This is a genomic window from Planctomycetaceae bacterium (genome assembly GCA_041398825.1).
Taxonomy (GTDB): Bacteria; Planctomycetota; Planctomycetia; order Planctomycetales; family Planctomycetaceae; genus F1-80-MAGs062.
Window position 1 is genome coordinate 203071 of the sequence record JAWKTX010000005.1, and the last position, 18513, is coordinate 221583.

Sequence of the window (18513 nt, forward strand, 5' to 3'; positions counted from 1 at the left end):
GTCCCTTCGACGTCACGGCCCTGAATTGACCAGTTTGCTGGTTCTGTGAACTCGAACAGAAAAGGCCCGACTGATGAACTCTGATCACGCTGAACAGGAATTCGAGAATCAGCTGCTTCAGCACCTGAATTTCCTGTACCCGTCTATGGATGCTGATGCGCTGGTGGGCAGGATCGGGCAGATCTTTGAAGATTTCAGCAGATCGGTTCCCTGTTCACTGAGCGACCTCTGGTGCCAGAGAGACATACTACTGATTACTTACGGAGATTCGATTGTTGACGACGACGCGACACCACTGAATACGCTTCAGCAGTTCCTGGACGAATACTTGAAAGACGCGGTGTCCTCGGTGCATATTCTGCCGTTCTGCCCGTTTAGTTCGGATGACGGGTTTGCGGTGGTGGATTACACCGTGGTGAATCCCGCGCTGGGAGACTGGTCGCATATTCGCCGGATCGCCGAACGGTACCGATTGATGGCAGATATTGTCATCAACCATGTCTCATCAGAAAGCCAGTGGTTCCGGAACTTCTGCGAGAACGTTGAACCCGGTGCGACGTACGTGATGCAGGCTCGTCCGGAGGATGATCTGACGGATGTTGTCCGACCCCGCGCTTCACCGTTGCTTCGGCCAACGGAAACCCTGGACGGAACCAAATACGTCTGGTGTACGTTCAGCCATGATCAGATCGATCTGGACTTCCGAAACCCCGAAGTGCTCCTGGCCTTTCTGCAGATTGTGCGGCTGTATCTGGAACAGGGCGTCCGGATCTTTCGGCTGGATGCCGTCGGGTTTCTCTGGAAAGAAGTGGGAACCTCCTGCATGCATCTGCCTCAGACACATGAGGTCGTCAAACTCATTCGTTCCATTACCGACTATTACGCCCCGGGAACATTGCTGATCACAGAAACAAACGTACCGAATCACGAGAACCTGACGTATTTTGGCAACCGAAATGAAGCCCACGTCATCTACAACTTCAGCCTCGCGCCGCTGCTGGTGCATGCTCTGCTGACCGGAGCGACGGAGTACCTGAAGCGCTGGATGATGAGCATGCCGCCGGCACCGGTGGGGTGCACGTATCTGAATTTTACCGCGTCGCATGACGGTATCGGTATGCGACCCGTTGAGGGTTTGTTGTCCGAGGAAGAGCAACAACAAATGGTCGACACCATCTGTCGTTTTGGAGGGCGCGTTTCGACGCGTCGAACAGCGGACGGTGGAGAACGGGTCTATGAATTGAACGTGTCGCTCTTTGATGCGCTGCGTGGTACGGTGAGTGGGGAAGACGAATGGCAGTTGCATCGTTTCCTGTGTTCTCAAACCATCATGATGGGCCTCGAAGGTATTCCCGCCTTCTACATCCATAGTCTGCTGGCGACCCCCAACGATTATGACACGCTGAAGAGAACGCAGCACAACCGCAGCATCAATCGTCACAAGTGGGATCTAAATCAGCTTCAGCCGCTGTTGAATGATCCGGAGACGATCCAGTCTCAGGTTCTAAGAGAGTTGAAGCGGCGTATGAAGATCCGGGCCGAACAGTCCGCCTTTCATCCCAATGCGACTCAGTTCACGCTGCATTTAAGTGACCCTTTCTTTGCGTTCTGGAGACAAAGCACCGACCGAAGTCAAAGTATCTTCTGTGTGCACAACATGACCAGTTCCATTCAGTCACTGCGCTTTACCGACCTCAACCTGATCTCAACCGATCTTTGGTACGACGCGATTTCCGGTCATCAATATGCTGACCAGGTCAGCGAAATCGAAGTCTTACCCTACCAGTGTCTATGGGTCACGAATCGATGAAGACGAGAGGTGTCACGTTTCATCGAGTTCCGGAGTGTCACGGAGTCCGTTCTTAATGGCACGGCTCAGTTCGTCCGCTGATTCGGTTCCCGTCGTGGAAACGGATCGACATTCCTCAAGATTTCTGAACCAGGTGTGCTGTCGTTTTGCGAATTGCCGTGTGCCGGTCTTGATCTGTTCGACGGCTGCATCGAGCGAACATCGGCCGGATAGATGTTCTATCAGTTCGCGATAGCCCAATGCCTGCAGAGCCGTTCGACCGGCGGGTGGATCCAGTGACATCAGCCATTTCACTTCCGGCAGCAAGCCTTGTTTCATCATTTGATCCACGCGTTCGTTGATACGGTTATGAAGCCAGTGACGAGGCGGATCAATCCAGATGACTCCCCGAGGCTGATCTGCCACAGGACGTGGATGTTGTGATTGCTCGTCAGACAATCGTCGTCCCGTCAGGCGATAGACTTCAATAGCCCGAATGATGCGCCGAGTGTCATTGGGATGCAGTCGCTGTGCTGACGTTGCGTCAATCATCTTTAATTGTTCGTGCAGCCATGCTCGGCCATGCTGCATGGCTTGCGATTGCAGATGGTCCCGCAGGTCCCAGTCGGCTTCCGGTCCTTCAAACAGACCTCGAAGCAGGCTCCGCAGGTACAGTCCCGTGCCGCCCACAAACAAAGGTGTGCGGTTCCTTTTCACGATGTTTGTGGCTGCAATTGTCGCCATCGAAACAAATTGAGCCACACTGAAGTCCTGTGAGGGATGTGCGACGTCGATCAGGTGATGCGGCACGCCTTCCTGCTCGTGCGGCAGGGGCTTTGCAGTGCCAATGTCCATCCCTGTATAGATGGCCATGGAATCGAGCGAGACGATTTCGGCTTCCAGCAATTGTGCCAGGCGGATCGAAACGGCTGTCTTGCCGGAAGCGGTTGGCCCGGCAAGAAAAACACTTCGACGCAGGATCTGAACGGCCAGAGTCATTGGCAGTCAATCAACGACGGTCCACAGAATAGATGGGTCAACGGGCTGAGATGGGTGACCAGAGATTGTCGAGCAGCGTTCACCGTTCCTGACGGACATCGCATCCTCAATTTCACGCATCGACGCACTTGTCACTGATGTCGCGTCGGCACCAGCCACCGTCCCAGGTGATTTTATCAACAGCTTCGTAGGCACGCGATTTTGCATCGGCGACGGTGTCGCCCAGAGCGGTGACCCCAAGGACACGACCACCAGTGTTCACGACTTCGCCGTTCTTTTCTGTTGTGCCCGCATGAAACACCTTCACATCCGGCAGATTATCCGCATCCGAAAGACCATGAATCATATGGCCTTTCTGGTAGTTACCGGGGTAGCCGTCGGAGGCCATGACAACGCAAACCGAAGGCCGAGGATCCCAGTCGAGTCCCTCCAGCTCAGCCAAACGTCCGGTGGCAGCCAGTGACAACACCTGCGCAAGGTCCGATTTCAGCCTCATCAGGACGGGCTGCGCTTCGGGGTCACCAAACCGAACGTTGTATTCCAGAACTTTGGGCCCGCTGTCGGTGAGCATGATGCCAGCGTAGAGGACACCCGAGAAGGGGCAGCCTTCAACCCGCATCGTATGAACCGTTGGAATAAGAACCCGCTGGATAATCTCGTCCATCAGCTTTTCAGTGACCAGCGGTGCCGGACAGTAAGCGCCCATGCCTCCCGTGTTTGGACCCTGATCGCCATCGTAAGCACGCTTGTGATCCTGTGCTGCATCCAGAGGGATAATGACGTCGCCATCGACGATGGCCAGAATACTGGCCTCCTGACCAACGAGGCATTCTTCGATAATCAGAGATTGCCCGGCGTCGCCGAATGTTCGATCCTGAAGGATTGATTTGCAGGCGGCTCGCGCTTCTGAACGATTCCTGCAGACAAAAACGCCCTTACCTGCAGCCAGTCCATCGGCTTTGACAACCATCGGGCCTTCTTCATTCTGCTCGATGTATTCCAGGGCTTCGGCAAGGCGAGAAAACACCTGAAAATCAGCCGACGGAACATTTGCCCGACGAAGAAGCTTTTTGGTGAAAACCTTGCTGCCTTCCAGTCGAGCTGCAGCGGCAGATGGTCCAAAGACCTTCAGCCCCGCGCGGCGAAATTCATCGGCAATTCCGGCAACTAATGGTGCTTCAGGTCCGACAACCGTCAGATCGATTTGATTCTCTTTCGCGAAGTGCATCAGACGAGAGATATCTTCGGCGGGGATATTAACGTTTTCCGCGTCAATCCCCGTTCCGGCGTTCCCCGGAGCACAGTAGACCCTGGTCACAAGCGGCGACTGGCTGAGTTTCCAGACAAGAGCATGTTCACGTCCACCGGATCCAATGACCAGAATCTTCATCGCGTACTTTCACCTTCCGGACCATGATGTTCCGGGTCGTTGCTCAACAGGGGCAGGAGTTCGGCAGACAGGTTAACGAGGCCAAACGTCAACTTCGATTCAGAGCGACACGCAGATCCGGTTTTCTTCGAACCTGAGAGCAGTGAATCGTCCGGCAAATGACAAAGCCCGGCCTTCTGACGGAGGCCGGGCTTTGAAATGAGCATCCTGATACTTCAACACTCAGGACATTGATCACACTCAGGACATTGATTGCGGCGCGGGTTCGGGTTTCAGAATGAAAGGAAACACACGAACGGCAACCCCGGGTGGATGCTGGGTCTTGTAGGCCAGCTGAGCAGCTCGGTCGGCAGCGAACTGGAGACGGATGAACTGCAAACCACAGAAAGAATCAACATCTGCTTCGGCGGCGACATCAGCAAACATTTCGCCAGCAGACGCAGCATGACGGCGCACACCATGAATACTGCGTTCGCGAACTTTGACGCCGGCAGCAGCCAGTTTAATCAGACCCTTCAGAAATCGCCCGACTGTTGTATCGGCGCCGGATACACGCCAGAGTCGCTCCCACTCTTCGTGGGCTTCCCAGTAGTAGCCGAAATTAAAGAAATCCACACCAAGCAGGTAATTGCGATTAGTGCACCAATTGTCCTGATTCAAAGCCTTGGGGCCCTGGCCAGGTGCATGCTTGCGACCATGGCTGTGACCTTTGGGGTCACGAATAGGATGGGGCATTCCGGAACCGGGGAAGTACGCGTACTCAGGAAGTGGTGTTCCGGGTAGCAGGCGTTCAATTTCGGCTTCTGCCGTGATCATAGGTGGTCGACTCCACGAAAGGGGTGCCTGGGCTGGTTGCTCCGCGGAATGAGATCAGACGATTTTGATCAGGAAACACGCGGAACTTGCTTCCTGATCAACCTGGACATCGCTGAGGCCTGAACAAAAGATCAGTATCTGATCCGTGTCGTTTGGGTTGGCACGAATTTACACCTTTTTCCGGTAACTGCGAGAACTAGTTGCTCGAAACGGTTAGTTTCGTGGGACCTTTCATTCGTGGGCAACTTCGTAAGCACAATGGTTGCCGTTTCTGTATCTTGCCTAAAGTTAAAATGAGCAGGGGGTTACGGAAACTGTTCGTGCGGTCCTTCCCGGAGTCAAGTGCCACACGCGTTCCAGGACAGCCCTGGGGACGCACATTGTCCGAAGTACCGGCGATCAGGAGTCGGAGAGCAGACCCAGTCTGCGGAGGGCGGGCTCCAGGCTCCGTTGGTCTCCGATTTTTAGTATGGCCTCCGGTTGCAGGTAATCAGGCAGATTGTCGGCCGTACCACCATCCTGGTGAATTGAAATAGCGGTTGCGACTTCGGGTGAAGCCCGTTTGATGGCCTGAATAACGTCCCTTCCGGATGTGGGTTGCATTTCCGCGGCAGCGATCACAAGGTCATACGTACCGTTGAAGAATTGCCGGAGGCCGTCGTCGCCGTTGACAGCAACATCGACCGTGTGGCCCAGACCTGCGAGAAGATCATCCAGTGGTTTTCGACGAACAGCGTCCTGATCGATGTGAAGAATACGCTGTTTCTCCGAAGTATTTCGGTGCTCAACTTGCTGCTGAGCCTCAGCCGAAGGTTGGGCTGTGGCGAGCGGTTGGACGCCGACTAAAGGAAGCCGAATGGTAAATACTGTCCCCCGAGGTGTGTTTGGGGCAGCTTCCAGGGTACCACCGTGAGATTCGACAATTCGTTTCGACAGGCAAAGTCCCAAACCGGTACCGGTGGCTTTACTGGTGACATACGGTTGAAAGAGTTGCTCCCGGACAGCATCCGGAATTCCATGACCCGTGTCAGCAATCTGGATGACAGCCTGATTATTGGCTTCACGCAGTGTCATTCGCAGTTCGCCACCTTCGGTCATCGCTTCGACCGCGTTGGAAAGCAGGTTCACGATGACCTGAGTCAACTCAACTTCATTGGCTACGGTCGGTTGGACCATCTCCAGATCCGATACGAAATCGATACGGTTCTCCTGATTCTCTGATTGCCACATCACACTTGTCAGCTTTGGCACGTGCTCCAGAAGCGAACGCAGGTCCGTGAGTGTTCGATTGGTATTTGTGGAGTTTTGATAAAAGCTTCTGAGGTTTGTCAGCAGTCGTTCGGCGTGTTCGACAGCAACCACCAGCTGATCAATTCGGGGCTTGATGTCGTCCGGAACGTTGACCATGTCGTTCAGTAATTGGACGATGCCAAAGATGGGCGAAATGGCATTGGCCACGTCATGAATCACGCCTGCGGTGACTTCTCCAAGAACAGAAAACTTTTCGCGCTGGAGCAGAGATCGTTCAGCGAGTTCCAGCCGACGAACAGTCTCCGAAAATTTCCTGCTGGCCTGTCGCAGTTCATCGTCAACCTCATGAAGTTCTGATGCCGCTCTCTTGTTCCCGGTGATATCCCTTTGAAGGGCGATCAAGTGAGTCGTCTGGCTCCTGTTGTTACGCAGGGGACTGATGATCCATTCCAGCTCGAAAGGGGTCCCATCGCGTTTGTAGTTTGTTGTTCGGGCGATGAAATTCTGACCCGATTTCAGCGATTCTTTCAGCTGATTCAGAAGAGATCGATCGGTGGCAGGCCCCTGCAGGATTCGGGGTGTCTTACCCATGAGCTCTGCAATGGAATACCCTGTCATACGGGTAAACGCACTGTTCACAAACAGAATCTGGGGACCGGGCTGTTCGAGATCCGCGGTAGTAACCAGGACGGAATAGTCAGCGTAGGCGGCTGCAAGTTCCAGCAAATCCTGTCGGACATGATGTTCTTCAGACTTCACGACGGCATGCTCCGGGTCTCGTTCTCGCAATGGTCAGCAGGATAGCACGGACGATGAATCGAGTTGTCAGTCTGTGGATGCGGGGCAGGGACGGGCGAGGCAGGGATGGGCGGGACTATCCTGAGTCCTGTTATCAGAACACACGCACTTTCATTGATCAACGCCTAGCTGGAGGATTCCAGTGATTGATGGCTGAGTTGGCGGGCTGTGTTGCGAAAGGGCAGCGGAATATTCACATAACGTTGCAAACGGAAGTCCGCCGGGCAGCAAATGTGGTCGGGAAGTCGAAAACGCATCACCTGGACGGATGACAAATTGCCGCGTTGCAGAAACAATCCGCGCCATGAACGATCAATGGACACCCGAAACCTGGCAAAGTCGGCCTGCGATGCAGCAGCCGAACTACGACAACCCACAGGAACTAGCGCTGGCACTCAGGAAGCTGAGCCAGCTGCCTCCGCTTGTGACGGCGTGGGAAGTCGATCGCCTGCGCGGTCAGCTGGCCGACGCTTCCGCAGGAAAGGCCTTTGTCCTGCAGGGCGGCGATTGTTCCGAAAGCTTCGACGACTGCAATGCCGGATCCATTCTGCGGAAGTTGAAGGTGCTGATCCAGATGAGCCTTGTCCTGATCTGCGGCTCGCGCCAGCGAATCGTGCGCATCGGACGCATCGCCGGGCAATATGCCAAACCCCGGTCGTCTGATCTGGAGACGAAGGATGGAATAGAACTGCCAAGTTATCGAGGAGACATCGTTAATCAGTCAGGTTTCACGTCGTCCGAACGCCGACCGGATCCTCAATTGATGCTGCGGGCGTATGAACGCGCTGCACTGACCATCAATTATATTCGAGCGTTAAGTGAAGGGGGCTTCGCGGATCTGCATCATCCGGAGAACTGGGATCTGGAATTTGTTCGTAATACTCCGGGGTCTCGCAAGTACCAGTTACTGCTGGAAGCACTCAGTGATTCGATTCGTTTCATGGAGGTTGTTTCCGGTAGCGAACTCAAGGAGCTGAGCCGGGTTGATTTCTTTACGTCACACGAAGGTTTGCTGCTGGCATTCGAACAGGCTCTGACACGGACAGATCAGCGCGAGCGGGGTTGGTACAACCTCGGCACACATATGGCCTGGATCGGCGACCGAACCAGGGCCATTGACGGTGCTCATGTGGAGTACTTTCGGGGCATCCGAAATCCCATTGGTGTGAAGGTCGGCAACAATATTGCCGCAGATGAGCTGCTGGATCTGATCCGTGTGCTCAATCCGGGTAACGAACCTGGTCGGTTAACTCTGATTCATCGGTTTGGTGCAGAGAAGATCCGACTTCGATTACCGGCTCTGGCCGAAGCAGTCACTCGTTCCGGCTTCAACGTGCTGTGGAGTTGTGATCCGATGCACGGAAACACCCAAACCGCGCGAAACGGAATCAAAACACGATCTTTCGATGAAATCACCTCCGAAATCATCACGGCGTTCCGTATTCACAAAGAGTGTGGAAGCCGACTGTCGGGAATTCACCTGGAACTGACGGGTGAGGATGTGACAGAATGTACTGGCGGCCCGGGTAACCTGACAGAGTCTGATTTGACTCGCGATTATCGCAGCCAGGTCGATCCGCGTCTGAACTACGAACAAGCGATGGAAATTGCCTTCCTGATCGCTGAGCAAATGAAATAGTGGCCCGGAAATAGTTGCCGAGGAATAGCCTCTTGCCAGCGGAGTCTGAAAGTTCAGCGAAAGCCGACCAGCCCGGATGGTTTGGTAAGCTGCTGCAGACCCTGAATATGGATGCTGCCGTCCGATTCGCCATCCTTGCACGATTCTGGCAACTGATCACCGGGCCGCTCACTCAGATGCTGATTGTGTATCAGTTTTCGGCGGCCAGACAGGATTATTATCAGGCGTTCTCGCGAATGCTGGGTATGCAGATTTTCGTTGAGCTTGGGTTGGGGGTCGTTCTGATCAACGTCGCAAGCCATGAATGGGCGCGTCTGTCCATGAATTCGTCTGGCCGCATCGAAGGGGACCGCGAATCATTATCGCGACTCGTCTCCCTTGGGCGAATGATGGTAAAATGGTATGGCGTCGCCACCCTGGTTTTCGTGGTCGCCATCAGCGCAGCGGGAATTCTCTTCTTCCGCGACACCGAATCACTGCAGTTGGCGGAAGCGGGCGCGCGGGAGCGCATTCTTTGGTTCAGTCCCTGGGTTGCCCTGGTGCTGCTAACGGGCGGGCAGCTTGCTTTTCTGCCGCTGACGTCCATTCTGGAAGGCTGCAATCAACTGAATGAGCTGAATCGGGTTCGGTTCTGGCAGGCCGTCGCCGGTACGATTACGGTCTGGGCAATGGTTGTTCTTGGTTGTGGGCTTTGGGCTCTTGTTGGTTCGGCCGCCGTCCGACTGGCGGCGGATGCGTGGCTGGTTTGTCATCGGTTTCGACCATTCTTCGAATCGTTCCGGGCAGCATCTTCAGGACCTCAGGTTCAGTGGCGGACCGAGATTCTTCCCCTGCAATGGCGCATAGCCGTTCAGGGGATTCTGCTTTGGATGGCCAGTCAATTGCCGCTGCTGGTGATCTTTCGATACGACGAAGAAGGCAGGGCGACGCAGCTTGGCATGACATGGACCATTTTGACCGCCCTGCAATCCGCCTCACTGGCATGGATCGAAACGCGCCGGCCCGTCTTCGGATCTTTGATTGCGGAACGGCGTTTCGTCGAACTGGATCGCTTGTTCTTTCGCATGACCCGATTTTCGATGATGGGTATGGTGGCAGGCACGGGCGCATTCTGCGCAACCGTGTGGTGGCTTGGGACACGAAATGAGTGGCTGTTCGATCGGCTGTCGGGACGCATGCTGCCTCTGTTTCCGACACTGTTATTTTCCGTCGCAATGATTGTGTACCAGTTTGCTCTTTGCACAAATCTCTACGTTCGCGCTCACAAGAAGGACCCTTTTCTCGTCGCTTCCGTGGTTTCCAGTTCCGTGATTGCGGGTCTCCAGTTCTGGCTCGGTCGATACTACGGCACCACCGGAGTTGCCGCCGGATACCTCGCAGGAATCGCTCTTGTCCAGGTGCCGCTCTGGACGATCATCTGGTGGACCACTCGACGCGAGTGGCATCGTCCGGGAGCTGCCCATGGATAATCTGCAACGAGGAGTGACGGCGGGTCTGCGTGCCGAACCTGAGGATCTCACTGGTATTCGCTGCCAGCGAGTGCCCTGTGCCCTGTGCGGTGCTGCAGATTCGCACCGGATCTGGCGCATGACGGATGTTCATTGCGGGGTACCTGGTGAGTTTGACATTGTCCGCTGTGCTGTTTGTGGGCACATGTTTTTGAATCCAAGGCCGGTCAACGATCATCTGGGACGCTGTTACCCCGAAGATTACGGCCCGCATCAATCTCAGGTGTCTGATGGACAGGCACAGGAAGCTGAGTCGCAGGGAGCTGAGTCGCAGGGAGCTGAGTCGCAGGGGTCAGGAACGGCTGATTTATCGGCTGAACGACCATGGTACCTGCGCGTGATCCCGTTGCGACATGTTCCGGGATTGAAACGTCTTTATCTGTGGCTTTTGGATGATCGTAGTCAACCGGTCCCGGAAGCGACGGATGCCGGTGGCGGCTCGGCGGCTCGGGCACTGGAGCTGGGATGTGCCACAGGTACCTACCTGCAAAAGCTGAAAGCCGCAGGTTGGCAGGCTGTCGGCGTGGAACCCAGCGAGAAGGCGGCCCTGAAAGCCAGATCAGCGGGTCTGACGGTTCAAACGGGCACACTGGATACGATCGAATTTTCTCCCGACGATGTTTTCGACCTGGCCGCCGCCTGGATGGTTCTGGAGCATGTTCCCGATCCCGCAGCGACGTTGCGGCAATTGTTTGGAGTGATTCGCCCGGGCGGAAAATTGTTGTTCAGCATTCCGAATGCCGGGTGCTGGGAAGCGATCGTGTTTGGTCGTCACTGGTACGCGTGGGAGCCGCCAAGGCATTTGCATCACTTCACCCCGGACTCGATTCGACGGCTGCTGACACAGGCAGGCTTTGACGATATCCGTGTGACGCATCAGCGGAATTTGTCTTACGTGATCGGAAGTCTTGGATTGTTGTTTCTCTCAATCAGGCCTTCCTGCCGAGTCGGTCAGCGTCTTCGTGACTTCCCCGGCAAGCCTCGTTTATTCATTCAACTGATGCTCGCCCCGTGGGCCCACCTGCTGGCGTGGTTGCATCAGGGCGGCCGCCTGACGATTTGTGCAACGCGTCCCGATAACGGCGGGGACTTTCATCAAGCGGAGCCGCGCCAATGAACGTGCTCTTTCTCTCGTCGGGCGATCGAGTGCCATCGGCGCGGTTTCGGATCCTTCCGTATCTGAAGTATTTTCAGGCGGATGGCCATCGGGTTGTCCTGGCGAACAGTTTCCCACAAAAGTACGACTACTTTCCGTGGATGGGGTTTCGCCCGAGCCAGCTTTTGAAGCGCAGTGTCCGCTGGTGGCACTGGTTGCGAAGCAGACTCCAACGATTCGATGTCGTCTTCATTGATCGTGAAATCTTCGATAACACATCAACGGACATGGAAACGCGCTTTCGCGAATCCTGTGGCAGGCTGGTGATCGATCTGGACGACGCTGTGTTTCTCCGTTACCCGGAGAAGTTCGACCGCCTGATGAAGCTGGCCGACCTGGTTGTCTGCGGAAATCGCTTTCTGATGGACAAAGTGCGACCTTTGAACGCGAATCTTTGTCATGTGCCAACCTGTGTGGACATGGATGACTATGCAGAGCGATTGCGGGAGCAGAAGAATTCGGAACGGCCGGTGGTTGGCTGGATGGGCACCGCAGGAAACCTCAAGTATTTATCTGTAGCGTCCGCCGCCCTCCGGCAGCTGGCCAGGGAACGATCGTTTGAACTGCGTGTGGTCGTTCCGTCTGCGGAATTGCTGAAAGATACGGATCTCCAGGGTGTTGATGTCGTCCATGAACCATGGCAGCCGCAACGTGAAACGGAACAACTCCGGCAGTTTGACATCGGCCTGATGCCGCTGTTCCCGAACCAGGAATGGGATGTCTACAAGTGCGGTCTGAAACTGATTCAGTATCTGGCTGTTGGAGTTCCCGGGATTGCTGCGCCTGTCGGGGTGAATTCAGAAATCCTGGATGGCAATCAGAACGGCTTCGCTGCTCAGGACACGGACGAATGGTTGTTCGCGCTGCGTCAACTGACGGCCGACCCAAACCTCCGCCAGCAGATGGGTCAACGCGGTCGTCAGACGGTTATCGAAAAGTATTCCATTCAGGCCAACTACCCGGTGCTTCGCGATGCCCTGCAGGGGTTACTGTGCGTGGAACGTTCCTGATCACATCTTCCTGCTGCACAGCCATGTTCGCTCCAGCCACTGGCGTTTTGTTCGCCCGGGCATGAGCCCCTGTCAAAATCGCGCGGATGGGCTTCAGGAACCCTGGTCGGCGCTGCTGGTCCAGCCAGCGGGCAATCCTTTGGTGACCTCGATATTGTGGAACTCGCTGCTGGTCCTGGCTCCAACCGTTCGCGCCCATTGGGCCATCTTTCGAATGCCTTCGTTGAGCGGCGTGGCAGTCGAATGTCCAAAAACTTCGTCGCACCGGGAATGATCGGCCCAGGCAGCTTTGACTTCATTTCGTGCCGGCAGAAACTCAATATCAGCATCCACTCCGAATTCTGCGCAGACAACTTTGGCAAGTTCAAGCACCGTGGTCGGAGTTGTTGCACCGATGTTAAAGACCTGGCCATTCGCGCGGGCTTCGCAGGGGGCAGACAACATCGGTGGCATCAGATCGGCGACATAGGAAAAGGCACGTTGCTGAAGACCGTCCCCGAAAACGGGCAAAGCCTGCCCCTGCATAATTCGGTTCATAAAGATGCCAACCACATTGCGGTACTTGTCGCCGATGTTCTGATGTTCTCCGTAAACATTGTGCGGGCGGAATACGGTGTAGTTGAGCCCGAATAGTTCGTGAGCTGCCTTGAGGTCCAGTTCGACGGCGTATTTTGAGATGCCGTAGGGGTCTTCCGGAAGCGGTGCCGTGGATTCGCGCATTGGAACCTGACCAGCTCCGTAGACGGCGATGGAACTGGTGAAAACGAAATAGCGGATGTTGTGGCGCACGGCAGCGTTGATCAGGTTCACACTGCCGATCAGATTGTTGTGATAGTTAAATCTTCGGATGAAGTGGCTGAGTCCTTCAGCCGCGTAGGCGGCCAAATGAAACACGACGTCGACGTGATTCTGTCTGAACAACTGGTCCACCAGTTCATGGTCGGTGACGGAACCCTCGACGAAACGCAGACGGCTGGAAGTGGGGACGTTTTGGCGAAACCCACCCGAAAGGTCATCCAGTACGATGACATCGCACTCAGAATAACGCTCATCCAGAAGGAGCGACCTGGTCAGGTGCGAACCCAGGAACCCGGCGCCACCGGTGACAAGCAGACAGGGTTTTCCAGCCATTTCAGACGACATTCCAGCAGAAATCGACACGGAGATTGCGATTCGGGAGCTTAAACACGGAAGCTCACTTTGACACCCTTTCGAGCCGCCGGTAGCATGGGTTTCCGGATATTTCCAGTCTCCCCGCAGATACCGCGGAGCCGCTCTGATGCGTCTTATCGTCACGTCCAGTCTGATTCTACTGATCGCTTTCGCGAATGTTCCGCCGGTTTGTGGTGCTATCAAATCGACGAACAATCCGCAGTTTGATGCTGCGGTTGCCAGGGCGCTGCGCTGGCTGCAGACAGCGGTCGCGGCGTCTGAACCGCACGGCGGCGAACATGTTCTTGCGACATACGCAATGATGAAATGTGGAGTTCCAGCTACAGATCCCCTCGTTCTTTCGGGTATTCAGGCGGCTGTGGATCGCAGCAGTCGAACAACGTATCAGCCAGTGAGTCCCTACGATCACATCTACGGGGCGGGGGTGGATGCGATGTTTCTGGCAGACATTGATGCCGATCTGTACAAGCCGAATCTGCAGGTCATTGCCAACTACATCCAGTCCGTGCAGAGGTCGGATGGATCGTGGAGTGACACTCCCACAAACCCAGGCGACGTCAGTATGTCCCAGTATGGTGTCCTGGGACTGTGGGCGGCTCAGCGAGCGGGTTGTAATGTTTCACCACAGGTATTTGATCGGGCCGCGGATTTTCATCTGCGAAAGGGAAATCAGGATGGTGGCTGGGGCTACCGTCCAGGCACAAATGCGGGTCCAGGTCAGGGGAGCTCAACGCACAACATGACGATGGCTGGCGCCGGGACATTATCTGTCGCGCGGTTCGTCCTTCACGGACCCAAGTTTGAAACGGACAAGCCTAAAGAACAGGAAGCGGACTTATTCGGGGTTATGAAGAAAGTGGACCCCATGGCAGATTCAAAGAAAATTGGATCTGCTTTTCCCGATTACAAAGCCGCGAACGGAGCCGGGACGCTGGACGGGCGTGTCGAACGGGCCTTTTCCTGGAACATGGCGAATCTGACCGCTGTCAGCAAAGTCGAACACAATATGTACTTTTATTACTGCATCGAACGCGCTGCAGCACTGAATGAACTGGGCAACATTAACGGAACAGACTGGTACACTTTCTACGGCAATGGACTCCTGACACTGCAGTCAGAAGACGGCTCATTCAAGACGCACTCGGGTCCGGTGAGTGGTACCAGTCTGGCCCTGCTCTTTTATATGAGATCAACCGGGCAGATTCTGGAGAAACTGGTGGGCGGCGGATTGCTGAGAGGCGATCGCGGCAATCCGTTGGGGAAAAAAGAAAAGGAAAAGGATCCGACCGCGCTGGATCATTTGCTGGCATCGATTGAGAAAATGGATACGGAGTCGCTGAAAGTCGACGAATCGGAATTTGATCTGGCGGACGAGATTGTTCGGAGTGTGACTTCTATTCAGGATCCTGAAGAGCTGGTAGGACAGGTGGATCGGTTGAAGAAACTGGTCAACCATCCGAAAGCGGAAGTCCGCCAGCCGGTCATCTGGGCTCTTGGGCGGACGGGCGACTTTTCGCTGGTTCCATTTATCCTGAAAGGTCTGCGTGATCCGAACGTCGACGTCAATGTCGAGGCCGAGTTTGCTTTGCGTTATATCGCCCGAAAGCCGTCCGGATTTGGTCTTTCGAGCAATCCGATTGCGGGTGCTGAAAACGCGTCGGATTCAGAAAGACTGCGTGTGGCGAATATCTGGCGTGACAAAGCCTATAAGGCCTGGTCAAACTGGTACTTCGAACGCCGCCCATTCGAAGATCGAGATGGCTTTGATGAACTCGAAGCCCAGATTCCGGTGAATCCACGAAACCCGTAGCAAACAGGCGAAGTTTGCAGAGCAGAAATTCGTGCGGGCGAGGTGCCTGGCACGTCTTCACAAGAAGGTAGCGAGAACTCATGATTCGCATGGTTTGTTGCGTGTTCGCATTCAGCGTCCTGATGGGTACGCAGGTGGCACTTGCTCAGTATGACGGCGCTACTTCGGTGCCGGAAAAATACGTCACGGGATTTCAGAGTATCACAGAAGGTGATTCCCGTGAGCTTTTAACCAGGCTGATTGCTGAAGATTTCTCCGGGCGCGGCACGGGCCAGGAAGGCTATCTGAATGCGGCTCGCTGGGTTGCAGGCAATCTGGAAGCCTGGGGATTTCAGCCTGCCGGCCCTGATGGGTCGTGGTATCAAAATGTCCCGTTCATCCGGGTGAGTGTGGATGCAGAAAAGACCGCCCTCCGTCTGGGGGACGAAATACTGTCTGACGGTGATCAGTTTGGCATCGCTCATTTCGTCGGAACATTCGATAAACAGCTGCCTGTAACCTTCGCCGCGATACCGAATTCTCGTAAGCAGCCTGAGATCAAAGAGGGTCAGTTCGCCGGGCAACTCCTGGTGATCCGAGGTCGTTTAGAAGGCAATGAAGCCTTTCTGTCCCGGGGGAACCCGGAGTGTGTTCTCATCGCGGTGGATGAAGCCAGAATTCGAACGGAAAGTGTGTCCCGTCTGGAACAGACGCCACTGCCCACTCCGGTCGCAAAGATTTCGCTGACTGCTGCTTCAAAGCTGGCAGAACGCTGTGGCGTTCAGGGCGAACTGTTTACGGGTGAGAGTCCCGATCAGCCGATCTTTGTCGCTTCATCTGTGGTCGCCCATGCGAGCGTTTCGGTGGTGCGGGAATCCATGGATGTTCCGAATGTCGTTGGGTGGTATCCGGGCAGCGATGAAACTGTGAACGACGAATACATTGGCATCGGTGCCCATCTGGATCATCTGGGTGTCCAGCGCGATCAGGTGTTCCCGGGCGCGGACGACAATGGATCAGGTTCGGCGGCAATTCTTCAGATGGCAAAGGCCATTCATCTGGGAGACACAAAGCCTCGCCGCAGCGTGCTGTTCATGGCGTTTTGTGCAGAAGAACGTGGGTTACTTGGTTCAAAGTTCTACTGCGAGAATCCGGTCCGCCCGCTCGACAAGATGATCTGTATGCTGAACATCGACATGATCGGGCGCAACGAAGAAACCGCAGATGAAGCGGCGTCAGAGAATGAAAACACGATTCACCTGGTCGGCAGCCAGCTGGCTTCGGAGGAAATGCATGAAACGGTGATGGACGCCAACAAGTACGTCAACTTTGTCTTCGAATACGATGAGGAAAAACGGGTGGCGATGCGTAGTGATCAGGCATCCTTTGCTGCCAAGGGAGTCCCCGTGACCTTCCTGTTCGGCGGTTTCAATCCGCATTATCACAAGACGACTGATACGCTTGACGGGATCAACTTCGGGAAGATTGCGAACGCAGCCCGCCTGAACTATCTCACGCTGATGTTTGCCTCTGAGCATGGACACTTCAAAAAGAAGCCCGCTGTCGCTGCCGAATGAGTTTTGGCAGCCCCCCGGCTGTTTTTGATGGATGGAGAAGGCCGATGACTCGAGACTCTGAAGATCTGAACAATCGATTGCAGCGAGAATTCACTCAACGTGATTCCGGTCGTCGTGGGCGGTCGACAGAGTCTTCAGGTTCCACGGGGGCAGAGCATCTTCCCGTCAAGGCAGAAGTCGTTGCGACGCCTGTGGAGCGGGCTTCTGTTCCGGCCGGCAGTGATATCTCTGAGGAACAGCTTGGGCTGATCAATCGGATGCGGCTTCGCAATGCCGAATCAGCCCATCAGCTGGAAAAGGCCAGGCTGGCCTATCGAACAGAGATGCAGTTGATCCAGCATCAGGCCGAAGCGGCTATTCGCGAAAGCAAAGCTTTCTGGGATGCCAAATCGGTCGAGGTTGCGGAAAGCATAAAGACCTATGTGCAGTCTACGATTCGGGCTCTGGAGATTGATCGGCTGGATTCTCGCAATGCCGATCTTCAGCGAGCCTATGAGGCAGCCACGGCGGCCATGGAACGGGCCCGTGCTTCAAGTATGCCGGAAGTCATGAAGGATCGGCTGATCCAGAACATTCTGGATAACTTCGAATCGACACTGGAACGGATCCAGAACGACACGATTGTCGCCCGGTATGACCTGGACTAACGGCCCGCATTCTTTTCTCTTGTGAAACAACCCAGCCGTTGAGTCCGTGACCATGTCTGATCCAGCCAGACACTCGCCTGACCGAACTGCGATGACCGCCGGGATGATAGTGCTGGGTGGTGTGCTGCTGGTAACAGCCATGCTGCTGGGGGCTACCATTTATGCGTTTGGTGTCCGTGGGGAAGGCTTTCGTTGGGACGTGTTCCGCGGTGGGGCGATTGTGTTTCTGATTTGCATTGGCTGCGTTGCGGCGGGATGCATTCTTCTGACTTTGTTGTTTCGCATTCTTATGGCATTCATGCCATCGTCCCTCCGGAACTGGTCGTCTCGGGGCGAATTAAACCAGGCCCGGCGACGTTCTGTTTCGGCAATCGAACGTCGTCATCGAGTTCAGGAAGAACAGGCTCGCCTGACTGCCATGATGCAGGCTTCATATTTGTACGAACGCGAGTCAGCGCGGACATCCAATGCCAGGGCCCTCGGTGAATTTCGCAAGGCATTGCAAACCGGGGTAGTCAACAGTTGTGAGATCGTTTTCGATCATCTGAATCGAACGATTGAGCAGTACGAACGCGTCGTCGAAGAAATTGAAGCATCGGAACTCGGCGATTCTGAAAGGGCGGAGTTACTGAACAGCCTTTCCCGGCAGCTGGACGTCGGTGCCATGACACAACGTCATCGTTCGGCCCAGAGAATGATGGAAGATGCGATCTGGCGCGTGCGTTTCCAGAAGGCCCGAATGATGGGTCGCCGGAACGTCGAGTCCGCGGTTCGTTATCTGCAGTCCGTTCGCAAGCCGGACTGCTCACAACGAGTGCTGCTGCAAATTGATGCGATGCTGGCAGAATTCAACGATTCGCAGGCTTCCGGCGACGGGTGCATGTGACCCGGAACCAGTCGGCAATCGGACAGTCATATGAGATGACGTGGGCTGGGGAAGCGTGACGCCCCGAATCCATTCCATTGGAATT

15 protein-coding genes are annotated in these 18513 nt (G+C 55.1%); 9 read left to right on the forward strand and 6 right to left on the reverse strand.

The window, feature by feature from the left end; all coding sequences use genetic code 11:
- The first annotated feature begins 73 nt into the window (after positions 1-73).
- Positions 74-1810 carry a sugar phosphorylase gene (locus R3C20_11110; GenBank protein ID MEZ6041048.1) on the forward strand — a complete coding sequence of 579 codons (1737 nt, stop codon included), beginning with the start codon at positions 74-76 and terminating at the stop codon, positions 1808-1810.
- 12 nt (positions 1811-1822) lie between these two features.
- On the opposite strand, the gene miaA is transcribed toward R3C20_11110, so the two are convergent.
- The 5 genes from miaA to R3C20_11135 all read right to left on the reverse strand — a co-directional run bounded on the left by miaA (position 1823) and on the right by R3C20_11135 (position 7004).
- Entirely contained in the window at positions 1823-2788 is a 966-nt protein-coding gene (gene miaA / locus R3C20_11115; protein MEZ6041049.1) for a tRNA (adenosine(37)-N6)-dimethylallyltransferase MiaA, read from the reverse strand.
- A 112-nt stretch (positions 2789-2900) separates the two neighbouring features.
- Positions 2901-4178 (reverse strand): phosphoribosylamine--glycine ligase, encoded by a 1278-nt coding sequence (gene purD, locus R3C20_11120; GenBank protein ID MEZ6041050.1) that lies wholly within the window; start codon positions 4176-4178, stop codon positions 2901-2903.
- Complete coding sequence (locus tag R3C20_11125; protein MEZ6041051.1) at positions 4175-4384, reverse strand: hypothetical protein; 210 nt, start codon at positions 4382-4384, stop codon at positions 4175-4177. Before R3C20_11125 ends, purD begins: the two co-directional genes overlap by 4 nt.
- 34 nt (positions 4385-4418) lie before the next feature.
- The gene (locus tag R3C20_11130) at positions 4419-4994 is read right to left on the reverse strand and encodes a DUF309 domain-containing protein (GenBank protein MEZ6041052.1); all 576 of its coding nucleotides are present in this window, start codon (positions 4992-4994) and stop codon (positions 4419-4421) included.
- Positions 4995-5393: 399 nt separating this feature from the next.
- A complete protein-coding gene (locus R3C20_11135) occupies positions 5394-7004 on the reverse strand; it encodes an ATP-binding protein (protein MEZ6041053.1) in 1611 nt (536 codons plus the stop codon).
- 343 nt (positions 7005-7347) lie between these two features.
- Between R3C20_11135 and R3C20_11140 the strand changes: the two genes are divergently transcribed.
- From R3C20_11140 to R3C20_11155, 4 genes are read left to right on the forward strand one after another with little or no spacing between them, the layout of a single operon-like run.
- The gene (locus R3C20_11140) at positions 7348-8682 is read left to right on the forward strand and encodes a 3-deoxy-7-phosphoheptulonate synthase class II (GenBank protein ID MEZ6041054.1); all 1335 of its coding nucleotides are present in this window, start codon (positions 7348-7350) and stop codon (positions 8680-8682) included.
- Between the two features lie 32 nt (positions 8683-8714).
- Positions 8715-10151, forward strand: a complete 1437-nt coding sequence (locus R3C20_11145; protein ID MEZ6041055.1) for a hypothetical protein — start codon at positions 8715-8717, stop codon at positions 10149-10151.
- Positions 10144-11307 carry a class I SAM-dependent methyltransferase gene (locus R3C20_11150; protein MEZ6041056.1) on the forward strand — a complete coding sequence of 388 codons (1164 nt, stop codon included), beginning with the start codon at positions 10144-10146 and terminating at the stop codon, positions 11305-11307. The genes R3C20_11145 and R3C20_11150 overlap by 8 nt, the downstream gene beginning before the upstream one ends.
- Complete coding sequence (locus tag R3C20_11155; protein ID MEZ6041057.1) at positions 11304-12356, forward strand: glycosyltransferase; 1053 nt, start codon at positions 11304-11306, stop codon at positions 12354-12356. Before R3C20_11150 ends, R3C20_11155 begins: the two co-directional genes overlap by 4 nt.
- 93 nt (positions 12357-12449) lie before the next feature.
- Here the strand turns inward: R3C20_11155 and R3C20_11160 are convergent, their stop codons facing one another.
- Positions 12450-13487, reverse strand: coding sequence for an NAD-dependent epimerase/dehydratase family protein (locus R3C20_11160; GenBank protein ID MEZ6041058.1), 1038 nt, complete (start codon positions 13485-13487; stop codon positions 12450-12452).
- Between the two features lie 148 nt (positions 13488-13635).
- Between R3C20_11160 and R3C20_11165 the strand changes: the two genes are divergently transcribed.
- The 4 genes from R3C20_11165 (at position 13636) to R3C20_11180 (ending at position 18428) form a co-directional block, all read left to right on the forward strand.
- Positions 13636-15339 carry a hypothetical protein gene (locus R3C20_11165; protein MEZ6041059.1) on the forward strand — a complete coding sequence of 568 codons (1704 nt, stop codon included), beginning with the start codon at positions 13636-13638 and terminating at the stop codon, positions 15337-15339.
- 80 nt (positions 15340-15419) lie between these two features.
- On the forward strand, positions 15420-16895 hold the full coding sequence (locus R3C20_11170; protein ID MEZ6041060.1) for a M28 family peptidase: 1476 nt from the start codon (positions 15420-15422) through the stop codon (positions 16893-16895).
- A 44-nt stretch (positions 16896-16939) separates the two neighbouring features.
- Positions 16940-17542 carry a hypothetical protein gene (locus R3C20_11175; GenBank protein MEZ6041061.1) on the forward strand — a complete coding sequence of 201 codons (603 nt, stop codon included), beginning with the start codon at positions 16940-16942 and terminating at the stop codon, positions 17540-17542.
- A 52-nt stretch (positions 17543-17594) separates the two neighbouring features.
- The gene (locus R3C20_11180) at positions 17595-18428 is read left to right on the forward strand and encodes a hypothetical protein (GenBank protein ID MEZ6041062.1); all 834 of its coding nucleotides are present in this window, start codon (positions 17595-17597) and stop codon (positions 18426-18428) included.
- The last annotated feature ends 85 nt before the right edge of the window (positions 18429-18513 follow it).

Coding starts and splice junctions, on each gene's coding strand:
- R3C20_11150 (MEZ6041056.1), top strand. CDS start 10,144: ATGGATAATCTGCAACGAGGAGTGACGGCGGGTCTGCGTGCCGAACCT.
- R3C20_11130 (MEZ6041052.1), bottom strand. CDS start 4,994: ATGATCACGGCAGAAGCCGAAATTGAACGCCTGCTACCCGGAACACCA.
- R3C20_11110 (MEZ6041048.1), top strand. CDS start 74: ATGAACTCTGATCACGCTGAACAGGAATTCGAGAATCAGCTGCTTCAG.
- R3C20_11140 (MEZ6041054.1), top strand. CDS start 7,348: ATGAACGATCAATGGACACCCGAAACCTGGCAAAGTCGGCCTGCGATG.
- R3C20_11155 (MEZ6041057.1), top strand. CDS start 11,304: ATGAACGTGCTCTTTCTCTCGTCGGGCGATCGAGTGCCATCGGCGCGG.
- R3C20_11165 (MEZ6041059.1), top strand. CDS start 13,636: ATGCGTCTTATCGTCACGTCCAGTCTGATTCTACTGATCGCTTTCGCG.
- miaA (MEZ6041049.1), bottom strand. CDS start 2,788: ATGACTCTGGCCGTTCAGATCCTGCGTCGAAGTGTTTTTCTTGCCGGG.
- purD (MEZ6041050.1), bottom strand. CDS start 4,178: ATGAAGATTCTGGTCATTGGATCCGGTGGACGTGAACATGCTCTTGTC.
- R3C20_11180 (MEZ6041062.1), top strand. CDS start 17,595: ATGTCTGATCCAGCCAGACACTCGCCTGACCGAACTGCGATGACCGCC.
- R3C20_11160 (MEZ6041058.1), bottom strand. CDS start 13,487: ATGGCTGGAAAACCCTGTCTGCTTGTCACCGGTGGCGCCGGGTTCCTG.
- R3C20_11170 (MEZ6041060.1), top strand. CDS start 15,420: ATGATTCGCATGGTTTGTTGCGTGTTCGCATTCAGCGTCCTGATGGGT.
- R3C20_11125 (MEZ6041051.1), bottom strand. CDS start 4,384: ATGCTCATTTCAAAGCCCGGCCTCCGTCAGAAGGCCGGGCTTTGTCAT.
- R3C20_11175 (MEZ6041061.1), top strand. CDS start 16,940: ATGACTCGAGACTCTGAAGATCTGAACAATCGATTGCAGCGAGAATTC.